Origin of the sequence: Streptomyces sp. NPDC048278 (assembly GCF_040652195.1) — a bacterium.
Classification (GTDB): Bacteria; Actinomycetota; Actinomycetes; order Streptomycetales; family Streptomycetaceae; genus Streptomyces.
Map to the genome: position 1 here is coordinate 86675 of NZ_JBEZLP010000001.1, position 16836 is coordinate 103510.

The 16836-nt window shown below is 71.5% G+C and carries 15 protein-coding genes; 8 read left to right on the top strand and 7 right to left on the bottom strand.

Translation table 11 applies throughout. From position 1 onward, the window contains the following. Window positions 1-41: 41 nt before the first annotated feature. Both AB0D74_RS00405 and AB0D74_RS00410 read right to left on the bottom strand, forming a co-directional pair. Complete coding sequence (locus AB0D74_RS00405; RefSeq protein ID WP_362580116.1) at window positions 42-1601, bottom strand: arabinogalactan endo-1,4-beta-galactosidase; 1560 nt, start codon at window positions 1599-1601, stop codon at window positions 42-44. Window positions 1602-1786: 185 nt separating this feature from the next. Then, complete coding sequence (locus AB0D74_RS00410) at window positions 1787-3808, bottom strand: beta-galactosidase (protein WP_362578425.1); 2022 nt, start codon at window positions 3806-3808, stop codon at window positions 1787-1789. 245 nt (window positions 3809-4053) lie between these two features. Between AB0D74_RS00410 and AB0D74_RS00415 the strand changes: the two genes are divergently transcribed. The 6 genes from AB0D74_RS00415 (at window position 4054) to AB0D74_RS00440 (ending at window position 9293) form a co-directional block, all read left to right on the top strand. Continuing rightward, window positions 4054-5373 (top strand): extracellular solute-binding protein, encoded by a 1320-nt coding sequence (locus AB0D74_RS00415; RefSeq protein WP_362578428.1) that lies wholly within the window; start codon window positions 4054-4056, stop codon window positions 5371-5373. Beyond that, window positions 5370-6296: a sugar ABC transporter permease gene (locus tag AB0D74_RS00420; RefSeq protein WP_362578431.1), complete on the top strand. Its 927-nt coding sequence runs from the start codon at window positions 5370-5372 to the stop codon at window positions 6294-6296. The genes AB0D74_RS00415 and AB0D74_RS00420 overlap by 4 nt, the downstream gene beginning before the upstream one ends. Then, window positions 6293-7198, top strand: a complete 906-nt coding sequence (locus AB0D74_RS00425; protein ID WP_362578434.1) for a carbohydrate ABC transporter permease — start codon at window positions 6293-6295, stop codon at window positions 7196-7198. The genes AB0D74_RS00420 and AB0D74_RS00425 overlap by 4 nt, the downstream gene beginning before the upstream one ends. Then, the gene (locus tag AB0D74_RS00430; protein ID WP_362578437.1) at window positions 7195-8229 is read left to right on the top strand and encodes a LacI family DNA-binding transcriptional regulator; all 1035 of its coding nucleotides are present in this window, start codon (window positions 7195-7197) and stop codon (window positions 8227-8229) included. The genes AB0D74_RS00425 and AB0D74_RS00430 overlap by 4 nt, the downstream gene beginning before the upstream one ends. 241 nt (window positions 8230-8470) lie before the next feature. Beyond that, window positions 8471-8821 carry a VOC family protein gene (locus AB0D74_RS00435; RefSeq protein WP_351492934.1) on the top strand — a complete coding sequence of 117 codons (351 nt, stop codon included), beginning with the start codon at window positions 8471-8473 and terminating at the stop codon, window positions 8819-8821. 73 nt (window positions 8822-8894) lie between these two features. Continuing rightward, a complete protein-coding gene (locus AB0D74_RS00440; RefSeq protein ID WP_362578441.1) occupies window positions 8895-9293 on the top strand; it encodes a MarR family transcriptional regulator in 399 nt (132 codons plus the stop codon). On the opposite strand, the gene pqqB is transcribed toward AB0D74_RS00440, so the two are convergent. From pqqB to AB0D74_RS00455, 3 genes are all read right to left on the bottom strand, one after another. Further along, a complete protein-coding gene (pqqB, locus tag AB0D74_RS00445) occupies window positions 9290-10180 on the bottom strand; it encodes a pyrroloquinoline quinone biosynthesis protein PqqB (RefSeq protein WP_362578444.1) in 891 nt (296 codons plus the stop codon). The genes AB0D74_RS00440 and pqqB overlap by 4 nt on opposite strands. Before the next feature lie 62 nt (window positions 10181-10242). After that, window positions 10243-11355, bottom strand: a complete 1113-nt coding sequence (locus AB0D74_RS00450) for a hypothetical protein (RefSeq protein ID WP_362578447.1) — start codon at window positions 11353-11355, stop codon at window positions 10243-10245. A gap of 50 nt (window positions 11356-11405) precedes the next feature. Next, complete coding sequence (locus AB0D74_RS00455) at window positions 11406-11804, bottom strand: SseB family protein (RefSeq protein WP_362578450.1); 399 nt, start codon at window positions 11802-11804, stop codon at window positions 11406-11408. A 369-nt stretch (window positions 11805-12173) separates the two neighbouring features. Here AB0D74_RS00455 and AB0D74_RS00460 point away from each other — a divergent pair, with 369 nt between their 5' ends. Further along, window positions 12174-13589: a family 2B encapsulin nanocompartment shell protein gene (locus AB0D74_RS00460; RefSeq protein WP_362578453.1), complete on the top strand. Its 1416-nt coding sequence runs from the start codon at window positions 12174-12176 to the stop codon at window positions 13587-13589. Window positions 13590-13656: 67 nt separating this feature from the next. On the opposite strand, the gene AB0D74_RS00465 is transcribed toward AB0D74_RS00460, so the two are convergent. Together AB0D74_RS00465 and AB0D74_RS00470 are read right to left on the bottom strand one after the other, a co-directional pair. Continuing rightward, complete coding sequence (locus AB0D74_RS00465) at window positions 13657-14202, bottom strand: isochorismatase family protein (RefSeq protein ID WP_362578456.1); 546 nt, start codon at window positions 14200-14202, stop codon at window positions 13657-13659. Beyond that, window positions 14199-15674: a cytosine permease gene (locus tag AB0D74_RS00470; RefSeq protein ID WP_362578459.1), complete on the bottom strand. Its 1476-nt coding sequence runs from the start codon at window positions 15672-15674 to the stop codon at window positions 14199-14201. Before AB0D74_RS00470 ends, AB0D74_RS00465 begins: the two co-directional genes overlap by 4 nt. A gap of 192 nt (window positions 15675-15866) precedes the next feature. Between AB0D74_RS00470 and AB0D74_RS00475 the strand changes: the two genes are divergently transcribed. Continuing rightward, window positions 15867-16826: an adenylyl-sulfate kinase gene (locus tag AB0D74_RS00475; RefSeq protein WP_362578462.1), complete on the top strand. Its 960-nt coding sequence runs from the start codon at window positions 15867-15869 to the stop codon at window positions 16824-16826. Window positions 16827-16836 lie beyond the last annotated feature (10 nt).

Sequence of the window (16836 nt, forward strand, 5' to 3'; positions counted from 1 at the left end):
CCCGACCGTCCCCTTACGGCCGGGCCCCCGTCAGAGGTGGTTCAGCGGTGGCTGAACCACGCCATGGAGGACAGCGCCTTGTCGTCGTAGCCGAACAGGGCCTGGTTCTCCCAGCCGTTGCCGGAGGTGGCGTCGGTCGGGTCCCAGCCGTTGCCGGTCACGGCGGTCCAGGTCGCCTCCCAGTAGAAGACGCCGAGGCCGCGGCCGTTCGGGACCGCCTCGACGATGTTGGCGACGGCGTTCATCCACGCCAGCTGGCCGGCCGCGGTGGCCGGGTAGCCGGTGACCAGTTCGCCGCTGGTGTCGATCTGGTTCTCCAGCGAGTCGTCCTGGGCCAGGGTGAACGGGTAGGCGGTCTCGGCGACGAAGACCGGCTTGCCGTACCGGGACGCCACGTCGTCCAGGGTGGTCTGGGCGGCAGCCAGCGAGCCGTGCCAGTAGCCGTAGTACGACAGCCCGATCACGTCGTAGTTGATGCCGTAGGTCTTGGCGTTGTCGAACCACCAGCGGACCGTGGCGTCGTCGCCCGCGTTGGCCAGGTGCAGGGCGACCTGGGTGGAGGAGGAGACCGCCTTGGCCGCGCTGTAGCCGGAGTTGACGAGCCCGGCGAGCTGGGACCAGTTGTCGGTGGAGCCCTCGGACCAGAGCATGCCGCCGTTGATCTCGTTGCCGATCTGGACCATGTCGGCGGTGGTGCCCTGGGCCTTCAGCGCGTTCAGGACGTCGTACGTGTGGTTGTACACGTCCGTCTTCAGCTGGCTGTAGGAGTGGCCGGACCAGGCGGCGGGCTTGGTCTGCTTGCCCGGGTCGGCCCAGCTGTCCGAGTAGTGGAAGTCGACCAGCAGCTTCATGCCCGCGGCCTTGATCCGCTTGGCCATCGCCAGCACGTGCGCCTTGTCGTTGTAGCCGTCGGCCGGGTTGACCCAGACCTTCAGCCGCGCGTAGTTCATGCCGGCGTTCTTGAGGATGGTGACCGCGTCCCCGGTGGTGCCGGAACTGGTCTTGTAGACGCCGCCCTTGGCCTCGCTCTTGGCGAGTGACGATATGTCCGCGCCCTTGATGGCGAGGCCCGTCGAGCCGGAGGCGAACGTCACGTCGTCGACGTTGATCCAGTTGCCCGCGTTGGCGTCGGAGTAGACGCTGATCGTGCACTGGTTGTTGGTGACCGCGACCGAGGTGACGATCCGCACCCAGCTGCTGGTGGAGACCGGCAGGTCGGTCCGCTGCTCCGAACTCCCGCAGTTCTTCAGGGACATGTAGGCGGAGTTCTGCCCGCCGCTGGAGCGGGTCCACGCGGTGAGCGTGTAGTTCCCGTTGGTCAGGCCCGACAGGTACTGGTACGTCTCCACCTTGTAGGCGGAGGCCGAGTAATGGCTCAGGCGGTAACTGCCGCTGTGGCCCCCGGACTCGGTGTACGAGGCGCCCGTGTCGCCGTACTCCGACCAGCCGGTGGGCGTGGCCACGCCCGCTCCGTCCGATTCGAAGCCGCCGTTGGTGAGCGTGCTCGCCGCCTGGGCGGTCTGCGCGGGGAGGGCGGTGAGGGCGAGCCCGGCCAGGAGCGGCAGCAGCAGGGCTCTGAGGGTGCGTCTGGGATGGAACATCATCGTCCGTCGTCCCTTCGACGTGACTGGGGGTGGGAATGTCCTCCGGTCCGACCGGACTCCGGTGGGAGCGGGGTCCGGCGGCCGGAGGAGCGCCCCTCCGCCCGCGGCTCTCGTGGCACTCGCGGACGGAGGGGAGTCTCGGGGGGCGCGGGCCGTCGGCTCGCCCGGCCCGGCGCGCGGGCTCAGCCGTCGAGCCGTACGACCCGGACGGTGCCCGCGGGGACCGCGAGCCGGCCCGCGGCGCGTTCGCCCGTCAGCAGTTCGGTGCCGTGGGCCTCCAGGGGCACCTTGGCGTCGGTGGCGGTGTGGTTGATCGCGAACAGGAAGCTGCCGGACTCGCCGGTGCGGCGGACCACCTCGACGTCGCGGGGCAGTTCGGCGCGGGGCGCGATCCGGGCGTCCTCGGCGGCCCAGCCGAGCAGGGCGTCGAGGCCGTGGGCGTCCAGGCGCGTCGACACGTACCAGGCGGTGCCCTCCCCCAGCTGGTGCCGGGTGACGGCGGGGCGGCCGGCGGTGAGGCCGTCGGCGTAGCTCCAGACGGTCTCGGCGGCGCCCGGCACGACGAACTCGGTCCACACGTCGCCGGTCAGCTCGGAGCCGTCCGGGCCGGTCAGCCGCACCCGCTGGTCCTTCAGCAGGGGGGAGAACTCCTCGACCGTGAGGCCGAGGGTCTCGCGCAGCGGGCCCGGGTAGGCGCCCTCGTGCACCGCGTCGTGCTCGTCGACGATCCCGGAGAAGTACGAGACGACGAGCGTGCCGCCGTTCTCGACGTACTCGCGGAGGTTGTTCCCGGCCGCCTCCGTCATCAGGTAGAGGGCCGGTACGACGACAAGGGGATAGGCCGACAAGTCGCTTTCCGGGTGGGCGAAGTCGACGGTGAGGTGCCGGTCGTAGAGGGCCTCGTAGAAGGCGTCGGCGCGTTCGCGCGGGTCGTGGTCCTCGCTGGGGCGCCACTGGAGGTTCTGCGCCCACCAGGACTGCCAGTCCCACAGGACGGCGACGTCGGCCCGGGTGCGGGTGCCCCGGATCTGGGTCAACGAGTCGAGGGAGGCGCCGAGTTCGACGACCTCGCGCCAGACACGGGTGTCGGTGCCGCCGTGCGGGAGCATCGCGGAGTGGAACTTCTCGGCGCCGCGCCGGGACTGGCGCCACTGGAAGAACAGGGCGCCGTCGGAGCCGCGGGCCACGTGCGCCAGGGAGTTGCGGGCCATCTGGCCGGGGGCCTTGGCCGGATTGCGCGGCTGCCAGTTGACACCCGAGGTGGAGTGTTCGAGGAGCAGCCAGGGGGCGCCGGCGGCGACGGAGCGGGTGAGGTCGGCGGCCATGGCGAGGTTGACGTGGGTGCGGCGGCCGTCGGTGATCAGGTAGTGGTCGTTGGTGACCAGGTCGACCTCGCGGCCCCAGGCCCAGTAGTCGATGGAGTCGCACTGGCTGAGCGCGGTCATGAAGTTGGTGGTCACCGGGACGCCGGGCGAGAGGCGGTGCAGGATGTCCCGCTCGGCGCGGAAGTTCTCGCGGATGGTGGCGTCGGCGAACCGCTTGTAGTCGAGGGCCTGGCCGGGATTGACCACGGTCGGGGTGGCGCGCGGCGGGTTGATCTGCGCCAGGTCGGCGTAGTGCTGGCCCCAGAAGGCCGTGCCCCAGGCCTCGTTGACCGCCTCGACCGTGCCGTGGGCGGCGGCGAGCCAGCGGCGGAAGTGGGCGGCGCAGGAGTCGCAGTAGCAGGCCGAGACGGGGACGCCGTACTCGTTGTGGACGTGCCACAGCGCGAGCGCCGGGTGCTCGCCGTAGCGCTCGGCGAGGCGGGTGGTGATGTTCGCGGCGGCGGCGCGGTAGTCGGCGTTGGAGTGGCAGATGGCGCCGCGCGAGCCGAACTCGTAGCGCACGCCCTCCGCGGTGACCGGCAGGGCCTCGGGGTGGGCGCGGTAGAACCAGGCGGGCGGTGCCACGGTGGGGGTGCCGAGGTCGACGCGGATGCCGTACTCGTGCAGCAGGTCGAGGACCCGGTCGAGCCAGCCGAAGTCGTACTCCCCCGGGGCCGGCTCCAGCAGGGCCCAGGAGAAGATCCCGACGCTCACCATCGTGACCCCGGCCTCGCGCATCAGCCGGACGTCCTCCTGCCAGACGTTTTCCGGCCACTGCTCGGGGTTGTAGTCACCGCCGAAGGCGAGCCTGGTCAGGCCCCTGGGGGTGGTGTCCGGCATGGAATCTCTCCCGGTTAATCGATCATTTGGGAACGTTCACACACAACGATCGTGGCGTGAGCCCAACATAACCGCACAGCAACAACCATTGACAAGTGTCCGGGATGTTTCTCTACTGTGAACGCTCACAGAGCAGGACACGGACTCGCGACGGGCGATGGTCCGGATCTGCGCTGTCCGGAAAACCCACACATCTGCATGGCAGGTCCCCGCCAGGGCGGGGGCCCAGGTCAGGGGAGAGATCCATGCCGCACACGAAGCGCCGCCGCCTCGTGACAACCGTCGTCGCCGTCTCGCTCGGCGCCACCGCCCTCGCCGCCTGCGGCTCGTCCGACGACGACAGCAAGGCCGACTCCGGTCCGGTCTCGCTGACGTACTGGGCCTGGGCGCCCGGTATGGACAAGGTCGTGGACCTCTGGAACAAGGGCGAGGGCAAGAAGGACCAGATCACCGTCACGGTGAAGAAGCAGGCGTCCGGCGACACGCTGGTCACCAAGATCCTCACCGCGCACAAGGCGAAGAACGGCCCCGACCTCGTGCAGGCCGAGTACCAGGCGCTGCCCACGCTGGTCAGCAACGACGCCGTCGCCGACATATCGAAGAACGTCGGCGACGCCAAGAGCAAGTTCGCCGACGGCGTCTGGCAGCAGGTCACGCTGGGCACGGACGCGGTGTACGCGGTGCCGCAGGACATCGGCCCGATGATGTTCTACTACCGCGCGGACCTCTTCAAGAAGTACGGCCTCAAGGTGCCGGCCACCTGGGACGAGTTCGCCCAGGACGCCCGTCAGCTGAAGAAGAAGGCCCCCGGCCTCGACCTGACCACGTTCTCCGCGAACGACTCCGGCCTCTTCGCGGGTCTCGCCCAGCAGGCCGGCGCCAAGTGGTGGACCACCTCCGGCGACAAGTGGAAGGTCGCCATCGACGACGCGGCCACCCAGAAGGTCGCCTCGTTCTGGGGCGGTCTGGTCAAGGAGGGCGTCATCGACAACCAGCCGATGTACACCCCGGCCTGGAACAAGGCGCTCGACACCGGCAAGCAGCTCGCCTGGGTCTCCGCCGTCTGGGCGCCGGGCACGCTGACCACCGCCGCGCCCGACACCAAGGGCAAGTGGGCGATGGCCCCGCTCCCCCAGTGGTCCGCGTCCGAGAACGTGACCGGCAGCTGGGGCGGCTCCTCCACCGCCGTCACCACCGACTCCGCGCACCAGGCCGCCGCCGCCAAGTTCGCAGCCTGGCTGAACACCGACGGCGAGGCGCTCAACGCGCTGGCCAAGGAGAGCGGCATCTACCCGGCCGCCACGAACGCCCAGACCAGCGGCGCCTTCGCCACCTCGCCCGAGTACTTCTCGAACCAGTCGGACTTCTACACCAAGGCCGCCGAGATCGCGAAGACCACGGCGCCCTCCGCCTGGGGCCCGAACGTGAACGTCGCCTACACGTCCTTCAACGACGCGTTCGGCGCCGCCGCGAAGAACAAGTCGGACTTCACCGCCGCCCTCCAGAAGATGCAGGACGACACGGTCGCCGACATGAAGAAGCAGGGCTTCGAGGTCTCTCGGTGACCAGCCCCACCAGCCGGAGGTCGTACGGGGTCAAGGGGGCCCCGTACGCCTTCCTCGTCCCCGCCGCGCTCCTCTTCGCCCTGTTCTTCGCGCTGCCCATCGGGTACGCGGTCTGGCTCAGCTTCCGCAAGGTGCACGTCTCCGGGCTCGGCCTGGGCGCGGGCGCCCGCACCGAGGTCTGGGCCGGCCTGGAGAACTACAAGGACGCCCTCACCGACAGCGAGTTCTACGACGGTGCGCTGCGCGTCGTCGGCTACGGCTGCATCGTCGTCCCGGTGATGCTGGGCCTCGCCCTCCTGTTCGCGCTGATGCTCGACTCCGAGCGGGTCCGGCTCGCCCCGTTCACCCGGCTCGCGATCTTCCTGCCGTACGCCATCCCCGGCGTGGTGGCCGCGCTGCTGTGGGGCTTCCTGTACCTGCCGGACGTCAGCCCCTTCTACTACGTGCTCGCGAAGCTGCACCTGCCGCAGCCGAACCTGCTGGACGGCGGCCCGCTGTACCTCGCCCTGTCCAACATCGCGGTGTGGGGCGGCACCGGCTTCAACATGATCGTCATCTACACCTCGCTCCGGGCCATCCCGGCCGAGGTCTACGAGGCGGCGAGGCTGGACGGCGCCACCCCGCTGCAGACCGCTCTGCGGATCAAGATCCCGATGGTGGCGCCCTCGCTGGTGCTGACCTTCTTCTTCTCGATCATCGCGACGCTCCAGGTGTTCAACGAGCCGACCACCCTCAAGCCCCTCACCAACTCGGTCAACACGACCTGGAGCCCGCTGATGAAGGTGTACGTCGACGCCTTCGCCAAGGGGGACATCTACTCCGCGGCGGCCGAGGCGACCCTCATCGCCCTCGCCACGCTGGTGCTGTCCTTCGGCTTCCTGCGGGCCGCGAACCGCCGCAACAAGCAGGAGGCACCGGCATGAGCTCCCTTGCCGTCCGCAAGGCGGCCCCGGCCGCCGGCACGACGCCCGGCACCGCCCAGGGACCGCCGCTGCGCCGCCGTATCGCCCTGGTCCCCACGGCCGTCCTGGTCCTGGGCGCGGTCTACACGCTGCTGCCGGTCGCCTGGGTGGTGATCGCCTCCACCAAGTCCGGCAGCGAACTGTTCTCCACGTTCACCTTCCTGCCCGGCTCCGGCTTCACCCAGAACCTCAAGGACCTGAACGCCTACCGGGACGGCATCTACTGGCAGTGGATGGTCAACTCCGGTCTGTACGCCGGTCTCGGCGCCCTGGTCTCGACGTGCGTGTCGGCGTTCAGCGGCTACGCCCTCGCCGTCTACCGGTTCAGGGGCCGCGAGACCATCTTCAACGTGCTGCTCGCCGGCGTGCTGATGCCCCCGGTCATCCTCGCCATCCCGCAGTACCTGCTGCTGGCCAAGGCGAACCTCACGGACTCCTACCTGTCCGTGCTGCTCCCCCAGATCCTCGCCCCGTACGGCGTCTACCTCTCGCGGATCTACGCGGCGGCGGCCGTGCCCTCCGACGTGGTGGAGGCCGGGCGGATGGACGGGGCGAGCGAGTGGCGGATCTTCACCCGGATCGCGCTGCCGATGATGATCCCCGGCATGGTGACGGTGTTCCTGTTCCAGTTCGTGGCCATCTGGAACAACTTCCTGCTGCCGTACATCATGCTCAGCAACGACGAACGGTTCCCGCTCACGCTCGGTCTGTACACGCTCCTGATGCAGGGCGCCAACACCCCGGCCCTCTACACCCTGGTGATCACCGGCGCGTTCCTGGCCGTGCTGCCGCTGATCGCGCTCTTCCTGGTGGTTCAGCGCTTCTGGAGCCTTGACCTGCTGTCCGGGGCCGTAAAGTCATGACCATGAGCAATGGTGCGGGGGGCCGGCGCAAACCGCCGACGATCCATGACGTGGCACGCGAGGCCGGTGTCTCACGGGGCACCGTCTCGCGGGTGCTCAACGGCGGGCACTACGTCAGCCCCGCCGCCGCCGAGGCGGTCAACGACGCCATCCGCAGGACGGGTTACGTCGTGAACCGGCACGCCCGCTCGCTGATCACCGGCCGTTCGGACTCGGTCGGCTTCCTGCTGACCGAGCCGCAGGAGCGGTTCTTCGAGGATCCCAACTTCAACGTCCTGCTGAGCGGCTGCACGCAGGCGCTGGCGCGGCACGACATCCCGGTGCTGCTGATGCTGGCGGGCACGAAGGACGAACGGCGGCGGATCACCCGGTACATCACCGCGGGGCATGTCGACGGGGTGCTGCTGGTGTCGAGTCACTCCGGCGACCGGGTCGCGGAGGAGCTGCGCGAGGCGGGTGTGCCGCTCGTCCAGTGCGGCAAGCCCATGGGGCCCGGTTCCAAGGTGAGTTACGTGGCGGCGGACGACCGGGACGGCGCCCGGGACATGGTCCGGCACCTGCTGGACGTGGGGCGCCGCCGGATCGGCATGATCACCGGTCCGCTGGACACCCCGGGCGGTGTCGACCGCCTCGCCGGCTACCGGGAGGTGCTCACGGAGGCGGGCGTCGAGTTCGACGAGCGGCTCGTCGTCTCCGGCGACTACAGCAGGGCCAGTGGCGAGGCGGGCGCCGAGCGGCTGCTGGCGCAGGCCCCCGGCCTGGACGCCCTGTTCGTGGCCTCCGACCTGATGGCCCAGGGCGCCTTGGCCTCGCTGCACCGGGCGGGCCGGCGGGTGCCGGATGACATCGCTGTCGGCGGCTTCGACGACTCGGCCGCGGCGACGGAGGCCAAGCCCGCCCTCACGACGATCCGGCAGCCCTACGACCGGATCAGCGCGGAGATGGTGCGGTTGCTGCTGGCGCAGATCGGCGGGGAGGACCCGGCGGCGGTGATCCTGCCTACGGAGCTGGTGGTGCGCGAGTCGGCATAGCCGGACGCGGTCCGCAGGTGACGGGGACTGTCGTGAGGCGGCTGCGGCGCCGTCGTGGTTGCTCGCGCAGTTCCTCCCCCAGCCTTCGGCCGGGGGTACCCCCAGCGCCCCTTCGGGGGCGCGCTTTCGCGGAGGCCCGTAACCGGTCAGGATCGGAGAAGCCGTGGGGGGCTGCCCCGGCCTAGCGTGGGATCACCGGCCGAAAAGTGTCGGTTCTCTTATCGCGAGGAGTGGGAGCGCCATGAGCGAAGGCGTGCAGACGATCATCTACCCCGTCAAGGACGCGGCGCGGGCCAAGGCGCTGTTCGGTGCGCTGCTGGGCGTGGAGCCGTATGCCGACGAGCCGTACTACATCGGGTTCAAGGCCGCCGGGCAGGACGTCGGCCTCGACCCGAACGGGCACGCCCAGGGGCTGACCGGGCCGACGCCGTTCTGGCATGTCACCGATCTGCGGGAGCGGCTCGCGGCGCTGCTGGCGGCGGGCGCCGAGCTGGTCCAGGACGCGCGGGACGTGGGCAACGGGCGGCTGGTCGCCTCGGTGAAGGACGCCGACGGGAACATGGTGGGGCTGCTCCAGGACCCGGTGGCCTGAGGACCGGCCGACTGCTTGCACCCGCACTAGTTGCGCACTCAACAATGGGCTTGACCGGTGTTACGGTGCGGGTATGGCAGTGAAGACGGCCGAGGCCCGGCTCGAGGAACAGTGGCGGGACATCCTTTCGGTGCACGCGCGCACCATGTGCGAGATCGACCGGGTGCTGCATCCGCACGGGCTCGGCGCGAGCGACTTCGAGGTGCTCGACCTGCTCGCCACGGAGACCCCGGCCGAGGGTGACCACTGCCGGGTGCAGAACCTGGTGGGCCGGGTCCACCTGAGCCAGAGCGCGCTCTCCCGGCTGATCGGACGGCTGGAGAAGGACGGCCTGGTGGAGCGTTCGGTCTGCGTCGAGGACCGGCGGGGCGTGTGGGTCGCGCTCACCGCGAAGGGCCGCGCCCTGCACACCGAGGTACGCCCGCTGCAACGGGCGGTGCTGGGGCGGATGCTCGAAGGTGAGGACGGCTAGAGCGCGAACTCGATCCCGTCCGGAAGGACCTCGACGCCCTCCGCGGCCACCTGGGCACGGGCCCTGGAGGACGGGTCGACCAGGGGGTTGGTGTTGTTGAGGTGGGTGTAGATCCGGCGGGTACGGGGGTGGCGGGCCAGCGCCGCGAGGCTGCCGTGGGCGCCGGAGACCGGGAGGTGGCCCATCGCCGCCTGGCGGGGGCCCGAGCGGACCGTGGTGCCCATCTCGCGGGCGGTGAAGAAGGTGCCGTCGAGGAGGACGCAGTCGGCTTCCGCGCACAGGTCGTCCAGCGCGTCGCTCCAGGCGCCGACGCAGGGGGCGTAGAGCAGCACTCCCCCGGTGGCCAGGTCCTCGACGCGGTACGCCGTGACCCAGCGGCCGTCGGCCTCGGCGAGCGCGGCCGGGACGTACGTGGGGACCTTGGCGCCGACCGGGTGGGCGGTGACGACCAGGCCGCCGGCCAGCACGAAGCCGCCGTCCGCCAGGCTGTCGGCCCACTGCCAGGGGGCGTAGCGGTCGAGGGCGCCGCGGGCCGGGGCCAGTACCGTCAGGACCGGCGGTGCCGCGTAGACCTTGAGGTCCGGTGCCCCGCGCAGCACGGTCAGGCCGCTGACGTGGTCGGCCTCGGCGTCGGTGAGCAGCACGCCGCGGACCGGGGTGTCCCGGGGGCCCGGTCCCGGCCAGAGCGCGGCCGTGGCGGTGAGCTGGGCGCGGATGTCCGGGGAGGCGTTGAGCAGCCACCAGTCCCGGCCGTTGCCGGTCAGCGCGACGCACTCCTGGGTGCGGGAGGGCAGCTTGCCGTCCCGGGCGGCGGCGCACAGTGCGCAGGCGCAGTTCCACTGTGGGAATCCGCCGCCCGCGGCGGTGCCCAGCAGGACGACCCTCACGACGATCCGCCCCTCTCGGTCTCCCCGGCCCCTGCTGGGATCTTCCCTCAGGATGCGCCGCGCTACCCGCCGACGGGGGGAACTTCCGGCCGTCCTTCGGGCGGCCTGCGGTCCACCGGGCGGAGCGGCGGGATCGGCTGCGACGCGAAGTCGCGGCCACCGGTCCACAGCGCGGGTACGGCGTCGCAGCGGCGGCACAGCTCGTAGGCGACCGCCTCGTAGTTGACCCGCCAGCCGTGGAAGTGCGGCCAGGCCGCCTCGGTGCCGCGCTCGGCGTGGAAGCCCGTCTTCTCCAGCATGGTCACGGCCTCCGCGAACTCCTCGTAGGTCAGCTCGATGGGGGTGTCGGGGGCCGGGTCGGTGTCGAAGGTGGCCCGTACCGAGACGGCGATGTCACGCAGGGCGGTGAACCCGGCGCGCAGCACCAGCCGGGCCTCGGGCGGGGCGGTGCGCGGGGCGAGCGCCAGCTGGATGGCAGCCGCGTCCATGACGGCGATCAGGCCGACGAGCCAGCTGCGGTACGGGCGGGGCGAGCGGAACGCCAGCAGCACCGGGTAGGTGGCGTGGCTCTCCCCCATGTCGGCGGCGAGCCGCTCCCAGGAGCGGTACAGCTCGGGCAGCGCGGTCTCGGTGTCGACCAGCCACTGCCGGGCGAGGATCTCCGGGCCCCAGGCGGGCTCGCCGGCCCGGGACTGGAGGAGGGTGACCTCCAGTTCGCGGCGGTTGTAGGCGGCGTACAGGGTGGGCAGGTAGGCGATCTGGAGCGCGATGACGACCGGGCCGGTGGCGGCGGCGACGAAGTCCAGCGCGGAGAGCCGCAGCCGGGCGCCGCTGGCGAACCCGAGGGTGAACAGGCTGGAGCCCGCCTCCCGGAACGCGGTGCTCCAGGACAGCGGGGAGAAGGCGTACAGCAGCATCCCGAAGCCGAGGAACGCCCCGCCGAGCCAGGCGGCGAGCATGCCGACCAGCATGAGCGGGGCGAGCCAGGTCTGGGCGCGGTCGATGGCCCGGTAGCCGCCGCGGTGCGCGGAGAAGCAGAGCACGCGGCGCAGGCCCCACCACAGCCGGTACACCAGGACGGAGTACAGGCCCCGGGGGACCACGAGCGTGCGCAGGATGCTGCGCAGCACCAGGATCAGTACCAGTCCCCCGGCCACCCCGGAGATCCATTCCATGGCGCCATTCTGGCCCGGGCGCCGGTCTCCTGGTGACCGGAGCGCCGCGCTCAGCCGGCCGGGCGGGCCAGCAGGGTGCGTACGCCTTCCGAGGTGAGGGTCAGGGCGTGTGCGGAGCTGCCGTCTATGGCGAGCGAGAGGTTGTCCTCGGGCCACTGCGAGGCGAGTGCGCCGAGCGGCACCACGCGGTAGCGGGAGACCGTCGGCAGCAGGCCGGTCAGCTCCCCCTCCGAGGTGAACACGGGGACGACGGGGTCGCCGTCGGGGCGGTCCAGGACGGGCAGGGCGATCATCGCGGGGTCGGCCGTCTCCGCGGCGTCGTCCGGCACCGGGACCAGCACGTCACTCTGCGCGAGGGTGTCCAGGGCGTCGTGGTCCTCGGCGTTCACGGCCAGCGTGTCGAGCGCCTGCTGGGCCGGCGTCGGGAAGTCGTGTGCGGGTGTCTCCATGGCAGATCCCCAGGTAGCGGTCGGTACGGGCCGCGGGTCCGGCAGGGCACCGGGCGGCCACGGCTCGCGTACCCGGTGCGCGCCGGGGCATGCGCCGAGGATCACCCGGGCTTGCGCCGCGGCTCGCGGTGTCGCGCCCGGGCGCTGCCCGGTTTCCGGCCGGAGACCGTGTGGCGCCTGGGCGGAAACCGGGCTCCGGGGGTGCCCGGGGCGGAGTGCGGGGTGGTGTGGGGGCAGTTCCCGGTGGCACGTGCCTCGCGCTCCGTCCCCCGGCATCACTCGCGGTGCGGGCGCGGGGGTAGGGGTAGCCGCGGAAGGTGACGGTCCGTGTGCGTGCCGTCACGTCTGTGACGCGAGAGAGGGACAGCGATGTCGGTCGAGACCGGTACGACGCCCGCGGCGGACGCCGAGGAGCGGGAGCAGCAGAGCCTCGGTACCGCCGCGGCACGGAATCTCACCACGACGACCAAGTCCGCACCCCAGATGCAGGAGATCAGCTCACGGTGGCTGACGCGGACGCTGCCGTGGGTGGACGTGCCCGGTGGCACCTACCGCGTCAACCGCAGACTGTCCTACCGGGTCGGCGACGGCCGGGTGACCTTCGTGCAGACCGGCGCGCAGGTCACGGTGATCCCGGCCGAACTGGGCGAACTGCCGTTGCTGCGCGGCTTCGAGGACGGCACCGCGCTGCAGGCCCTGGCGGCGCGGTTCGAGCAGCGGGAGTACGCGGCGGGGCAGGTGATCGCGGCGGCGGGGCGCCCGGCCGACCACGTGTACCTGATCGCGCACGGCAAGGTGGAGCAGATCGGCGAGGGCCCCTACGGCGACGAGGCGGTCGTCGGTCTCCTCGCGGACGGCGACACCTTCGGCGGCCGGGTGCTCGCCGGACTCGACGGGGCCTGGGAGTGCACGGCCCGCGCGGCGACGGCCACCACCGTGCTGGCGCTGCCGCACACGGCGTTCCAGGAGGTGGCGGACCGGCACGCCGACCTGCGGGCGCACGTGGAACTGGCCGGTCTCGACGGGCACCGGGAGACGAACTCCTTCGGCGAGGCGGAGATCGCGCTCAGCGCGGGGCATGCCGGCGAGCCGGACATCCCGCACACCTTCGTGGACTACGAGCCGGCTCCACGCGAGTACGAACTGAGCGTCGCCCAGACCGTGTTGCGCGTCCACACCCGGGTGGCCGACCTCTACAGCAGCCCGATGGACCAGACCGCGGAGCAACTGAAGCTCGCCGTGCAGGTGTTGCGGGAGCGCCAGGAGCACGAGCTGGTCAACAACCGGGACTTCGGCCTGCTGCACAACGCCGACCACGCCCAGCGGATCTCCACCCACTCGGGCCCGCCCACCCCCGACGACCTCGACGAACTGCTCGCCATGCGGCGCGACACCACGCACCTGTTCGCCCATCCCCGGGCGATCGCCGCGTTCGGCCGGGAGTGCAACAAGCGCGGCCTGTACTTCGGCGGCATCGAGGTCGACGGCCACCACCTGCCCGCGTGGCGGGGCGTCCCGCTGCTCCCCTGCGGCAAGATCCCGGTCACCGGGAACCGCACCTCCGCCGTCATCGCGCTGCGCGCCGGCGAACAGAACCAGGGCGTGGTCGGCCTCCTCCAGACCGGTCTGCCGGACGAGAAGGAGCCGGGCCTGACCGTCCGCTTCATGGGCATCAACGAACAGGCGATCGCCTCCTACCTGGTCACCGCCTACTACTCCGCCGCCGTCCTGGTCCCGGACGCCCTCGGCATCCTGGAGAACGTGGAGGTGTCCCGCCGGGACTAGGGCCTGTCCGACCGTTCCCGTCTGCCTCGCGGCCTTCCGGGCGACGACGCGCATGGTCGGACAGGCCCTAGCCGAGCAGCTCGGCGGTGGTCGTCACCCGGATCAGCGGGCGGTAGAGGTCCAGCAGGTGCAGCGCCTTCGCGTGGGAGTCGTCGTCCGCGCCCGCGCAGGCGTCCGCGACCACCAGGACCTCGATCCCGGCGTCGGCCGCCGACAGGGCGGTGGACAGGACGCAGCAGTCGGTGCTGACGCCGGCCAGGACGAGGCGGCCGTGCGGGCCGGCCAGGGCGGCGAGTTCGGCGGTCCACTTGCCGAACGTGGGGGCGTCCAGGACGACTTCGGCCTGCCCCTCGAACCCGTCGGTCAGGCGCCAGAGTCCGGCGTCCGGGGGCCGGAGCGCGAAGGGCCAGCGGTCGTAGTAGGCCTGCCAGGCTCCGGTGGGGTGGGCGGGGGCGACGAAGCGGGTGAAGACCGTGCGCTCGACGAACGCCGGGAGCAGGCGTCGTACGCCCTGGGCCGCCTCGGCGTAGCGCGGGGCGGCCCAGGGGCTTGCGGGGTCGGCGAAGACCTGCTGCATGTCGATGACGGCCAGCAGGCCGGGCGGGGGCGTCATGCGGTCGTCGCCCCGGTGCTCACCGGCAGGTCCTCCTGGGTCCGGACCCGGGCGCGGCCCAGGGCCAGGGTGCCGAGGAGGCCGAGGGCGAGGGCGGCCAGGACGCCGAGGTTGGCGTAGGCCCAGGCACCGGACCTGCCGCCGAGGCCGAGCGGGCCCAGCAGGTAGCCCTGCCAGGTCAGCCAGCTCGCGGCGGTGTTGGTGACCAGGCCCCAGCCGAGGGCGGTGGCGGCGAGCGTGAGGAGCAGGGGCAGGAGGGGGATGTCGCCGTAGCGGCCGGCGGGGCGGTAGAGGTCGGTCTCGTCGTAGTCGCGGCGGCGCAGTGCGAGGTCGGCGAGCATGATCCCGCACCAGGCGGCGATCGGCACGCCGAGGGTGGTGAGGAAGCCCATGAACTGGCCGAGGAAGTCGTCGGCGAAGAAGACGATGTAGACCGAGCCGGCGATCATCAGGACGCCGTCGACGAGGGCGGCGAGGTAGCGGGGCACGGGAAGCCCCGCGGACAGGAGGGCGAGTCCGGAGGAGTAGATGTCCAGGACCGCGCCGCCGACCAGGCCGAGGACGGCGACGACGGCGAAGGGGACCAGGAACCAGGTGGGGAGGATGGTCGTCAGCGCGCCGATCGGGTCGGCCGCGACCGCCTTGTCCAGGGTCGTGGAGGAGCCCGCGAGCAGCAGGCCGAAGACCAGCAGGAGGAGCGGGGCGACGGAGCCGCCGAAGGCGGTCCAGCCGACCACGCCCCGGCCGGAGGCGGCGCGCGGGAGGTAACGGGAGTAGTCGGCGGCGGCGTTGACCCAGCCGAGGCCGAAGCCGGTCATCATGAACACCAGCGCGCCGATGAACTCCTGGGCGGAGCCGGACGGGATCGCGCGCACGGTCGCCCAGTGGATGTGGTCGGCGACGAGAACGACGTAGACGACGGTGAGGACGCCGGTCACCACCGTGATCAGGGTCTGCAGCCGCATGATCAGGTCGAAGCCCGCCACTCCGCCGGCCACGGTCAGCGCGCAGACCACGATCAGCGCGACCACCTCGGTCCCGGTGCCGCCGCCCCAGCCGAGCCGGGTGAAGACGGTCGCGGTGGCCATGGTGGCGAGGGCGATCAGGACGGTCTCCCAGCCGACGGTGAGCACCCAGGAGACGACCGACGGCAGCCGGTTGCCCCGGACGCCGTACGCGGCGCGGCTGAGCACCATGGTCGGTGCCGAGCCCCGCTTCCCGGCCACCGCGACGAAGCCGCAGAGCAGGAACGACGCGAGGATGCCGAGGACGCCTGCGGCCAGCGCCTGCCAGAAGGAGATGCCGAAGCCCAGCGCGAAGGCGCCGTAACTCAGGCCGAGGACGGAGACGTTCGCGCCGAACCAGGGCCAGAACAGGGTCCGTGGGGTGCCCTTGCGGTCGGCGTCGCCGATCACGTCGAGCCCGTGTGTCTCGACCTGGAGCTGTCTGCCGGGTTCCCGTGCGTCCGCCATCGTCGGCCCATCTGTCCAGGTGTGTTGGCTGGAGGCTAGGTCGGCCCGGTGACAGGGGTCAAGGTCACTTGATCAGCCTCCGGCCGAACAGGTCCGCAACCCGTTCGGAGCAACCGATTTGACACCGCCGACGGCACCCCTACAACCTTTGCTCATGAAATCCATTTTCAACAGCGGAGGTGGCGGCTAGCGATGCGCGTGGCTTTCGTCGGCAAGGGCGGCAGCGGCAAGACGACGCTGTCGGCCCTCTTCACCCGTCACCTGGCACGGTCCGGCGCACCGGTCGTCGCGATCGACGGTGACATCAACCAGCACCTGGCCCACGCCCTCGGCCTCGACGAGGACGAGCTCTTCGCGGCGCCGCCGCTGAGCGCGCGGACCGGTGAGATCAAGGACTACCTGCGCGGCACCAACCCCCGGATCGCGTCCCGGGAGGCCATGGTCAAGACGACCCCGCCGGGGCACGGCTCGCGGCTGCTGCGGCTGCTCGGCGACGACGAGGTGCACTCCCGGCACGTCCAGGAGGTCGGCGGGGTACCGCTGATGGTCACCGGGGCGTTCGCCGAGAGCGACCTCGGGGTGGCCTGCTACCACTCCAAGCTCGGCGCGGTGGAGCTGTACCTCAACCATCTGGTGGACGGCCCCGGCGAGTACCTGGTCGTCGACATGACGGCGGGCGCCGACGCCTTCGCCTCCGGGCTGTTCACCCGTTTCGACATGACCTTCCTGGTGGTCGAGCCGACCCGCAAGAGCCTCTCCGTGTACCGCCAGTACCGGGACCACGCGGCCGAGTTCGGCATCCCGGTCGCGGTCGTCGGCAACAAGGTGACCGGCGCGGACGACCTCGCCTTCCTGCGCGAGCGGGTGGGCGGCGACCTGGTGGCCCACTGCGAGCTGTCGCCGTACGTCCGCGCCCAGGAACAGGGGCGCGGCAGCGGGGCGCTGGAACCGCACAACTCCCGTGCCCTGGACCGGCTGCGGGTCGCGGTGGACGCGCGGGGCAAGGACTGGGAGTCCTTCCAGCGGCACGCCGTGGAGTTCCATCTGCGCAATGCCGCCGCCTGGGCCGACGCGGCGACGGGCCAGGATCTGTCCGCCCAGGTCGATCCGGACTTCCGGCACGGTCCGGCCGCACTGCCCGCCTTCGCCTGAGCCCCGGCCC

Excerpts from the sequence above, each read along its gene's own strand:
- AB0D74_RS00470 (WP_362578459.1), bottom strand. The coding sequence starts at position 15,674 with ATGGCGGACGCACGGGAACCCGGCAGACAGCTCCAGGTCGAGACACAC.
- AB0D74_RS00425 (WP_362578434.1), top strand. The coding sequence starts at position 6,293 with ATGAGCTCCCTTGCCGTCCGCAAGGCGGCCCCGGCCGCCGGCACGACG.
- AB0D74_RS00475 (WP_362578462.1), top strand. The coding sequence starts at position 15,867 with ATGCGCGTGGCTTTCGTCGGCAAGGGCGGCAGCGGCAAGACGACGCTG.
- AB0D74_RS00465 (WP_362578456.1), bottom strand. The coding sequence starts at position 14,202 with ATGACGCCCCCGCCCGGCCTGCTGGCCGTCATCGACATGCAGCAGGTC.
- AB0D74_RS00455 (WP_362578450.1), bottom strand. The coding sequence starts at position 11,804 with ATGGAGACACCCGCACACGACTTCCCGACGCCGGCCCAGCAGGCGCTC.
- AB0D74_RS00405 (WP_362580116.1), bottom strand. The coding sequence starts at position 1,601 with ATGTTCCATCCCAGACGCACCCTCAGAGCCCTGCTGCTGCCGCTCCTG.
- AB0D74_RS00430 (WP_362578437.1), top strand. The coding sequence starts at position 7,195 with ATGACCATGAGCAATGGTGCGGGGGGCCGGCGCAAACCGCCGACGATC.
- AB0D74_RS00410 (WP_362578425.1), bottom strand. The coding sequence starts at position 3,808 with ATGCCGGACACCACCCCCAGGGGCCTGACCAGGCTCGCCTTCGGCGGT.
- AB0D74_RS00440 (WP_362578441.1), top strand. The coding sequence starts at position 8,895 with ATGGCAGTGAAGACGGCCGAGGCCCGGCTCGAGGAACAGTGGCGGGAC.
- AB0D74_RS00415 (WP_362578428.1), top strand. The coding sequence starts at position 4,054 with ATGCCGCACACGAAGCGCCGCCGCCTCGTGACAACCGTCGTCGCCGTC.
- AB0D74_RS00435 (WP_351492934.1), top strand. The coding sequence starts at position 8,471 with ATGAGCGAAGGCGTGCAGACGATCATCTACCCCGTCAAGGACGCGGCG.
- AB0D74_RS00450 (WP_362578447.1), bottom strand. The coding sequence starts at position 11,355 with ATGGAATGGATCTCCGGGGTGGCCGGGGGACTGGTACTGATCCTGGTG.
- AB0D74_RS00460 (WP_362578453.1), top strand. The coding sequence starts at position 12,174 with ATGTCGGTCGAGACCGGTACGACGCCCGCGGCGGACGCCGAGGAGCGG.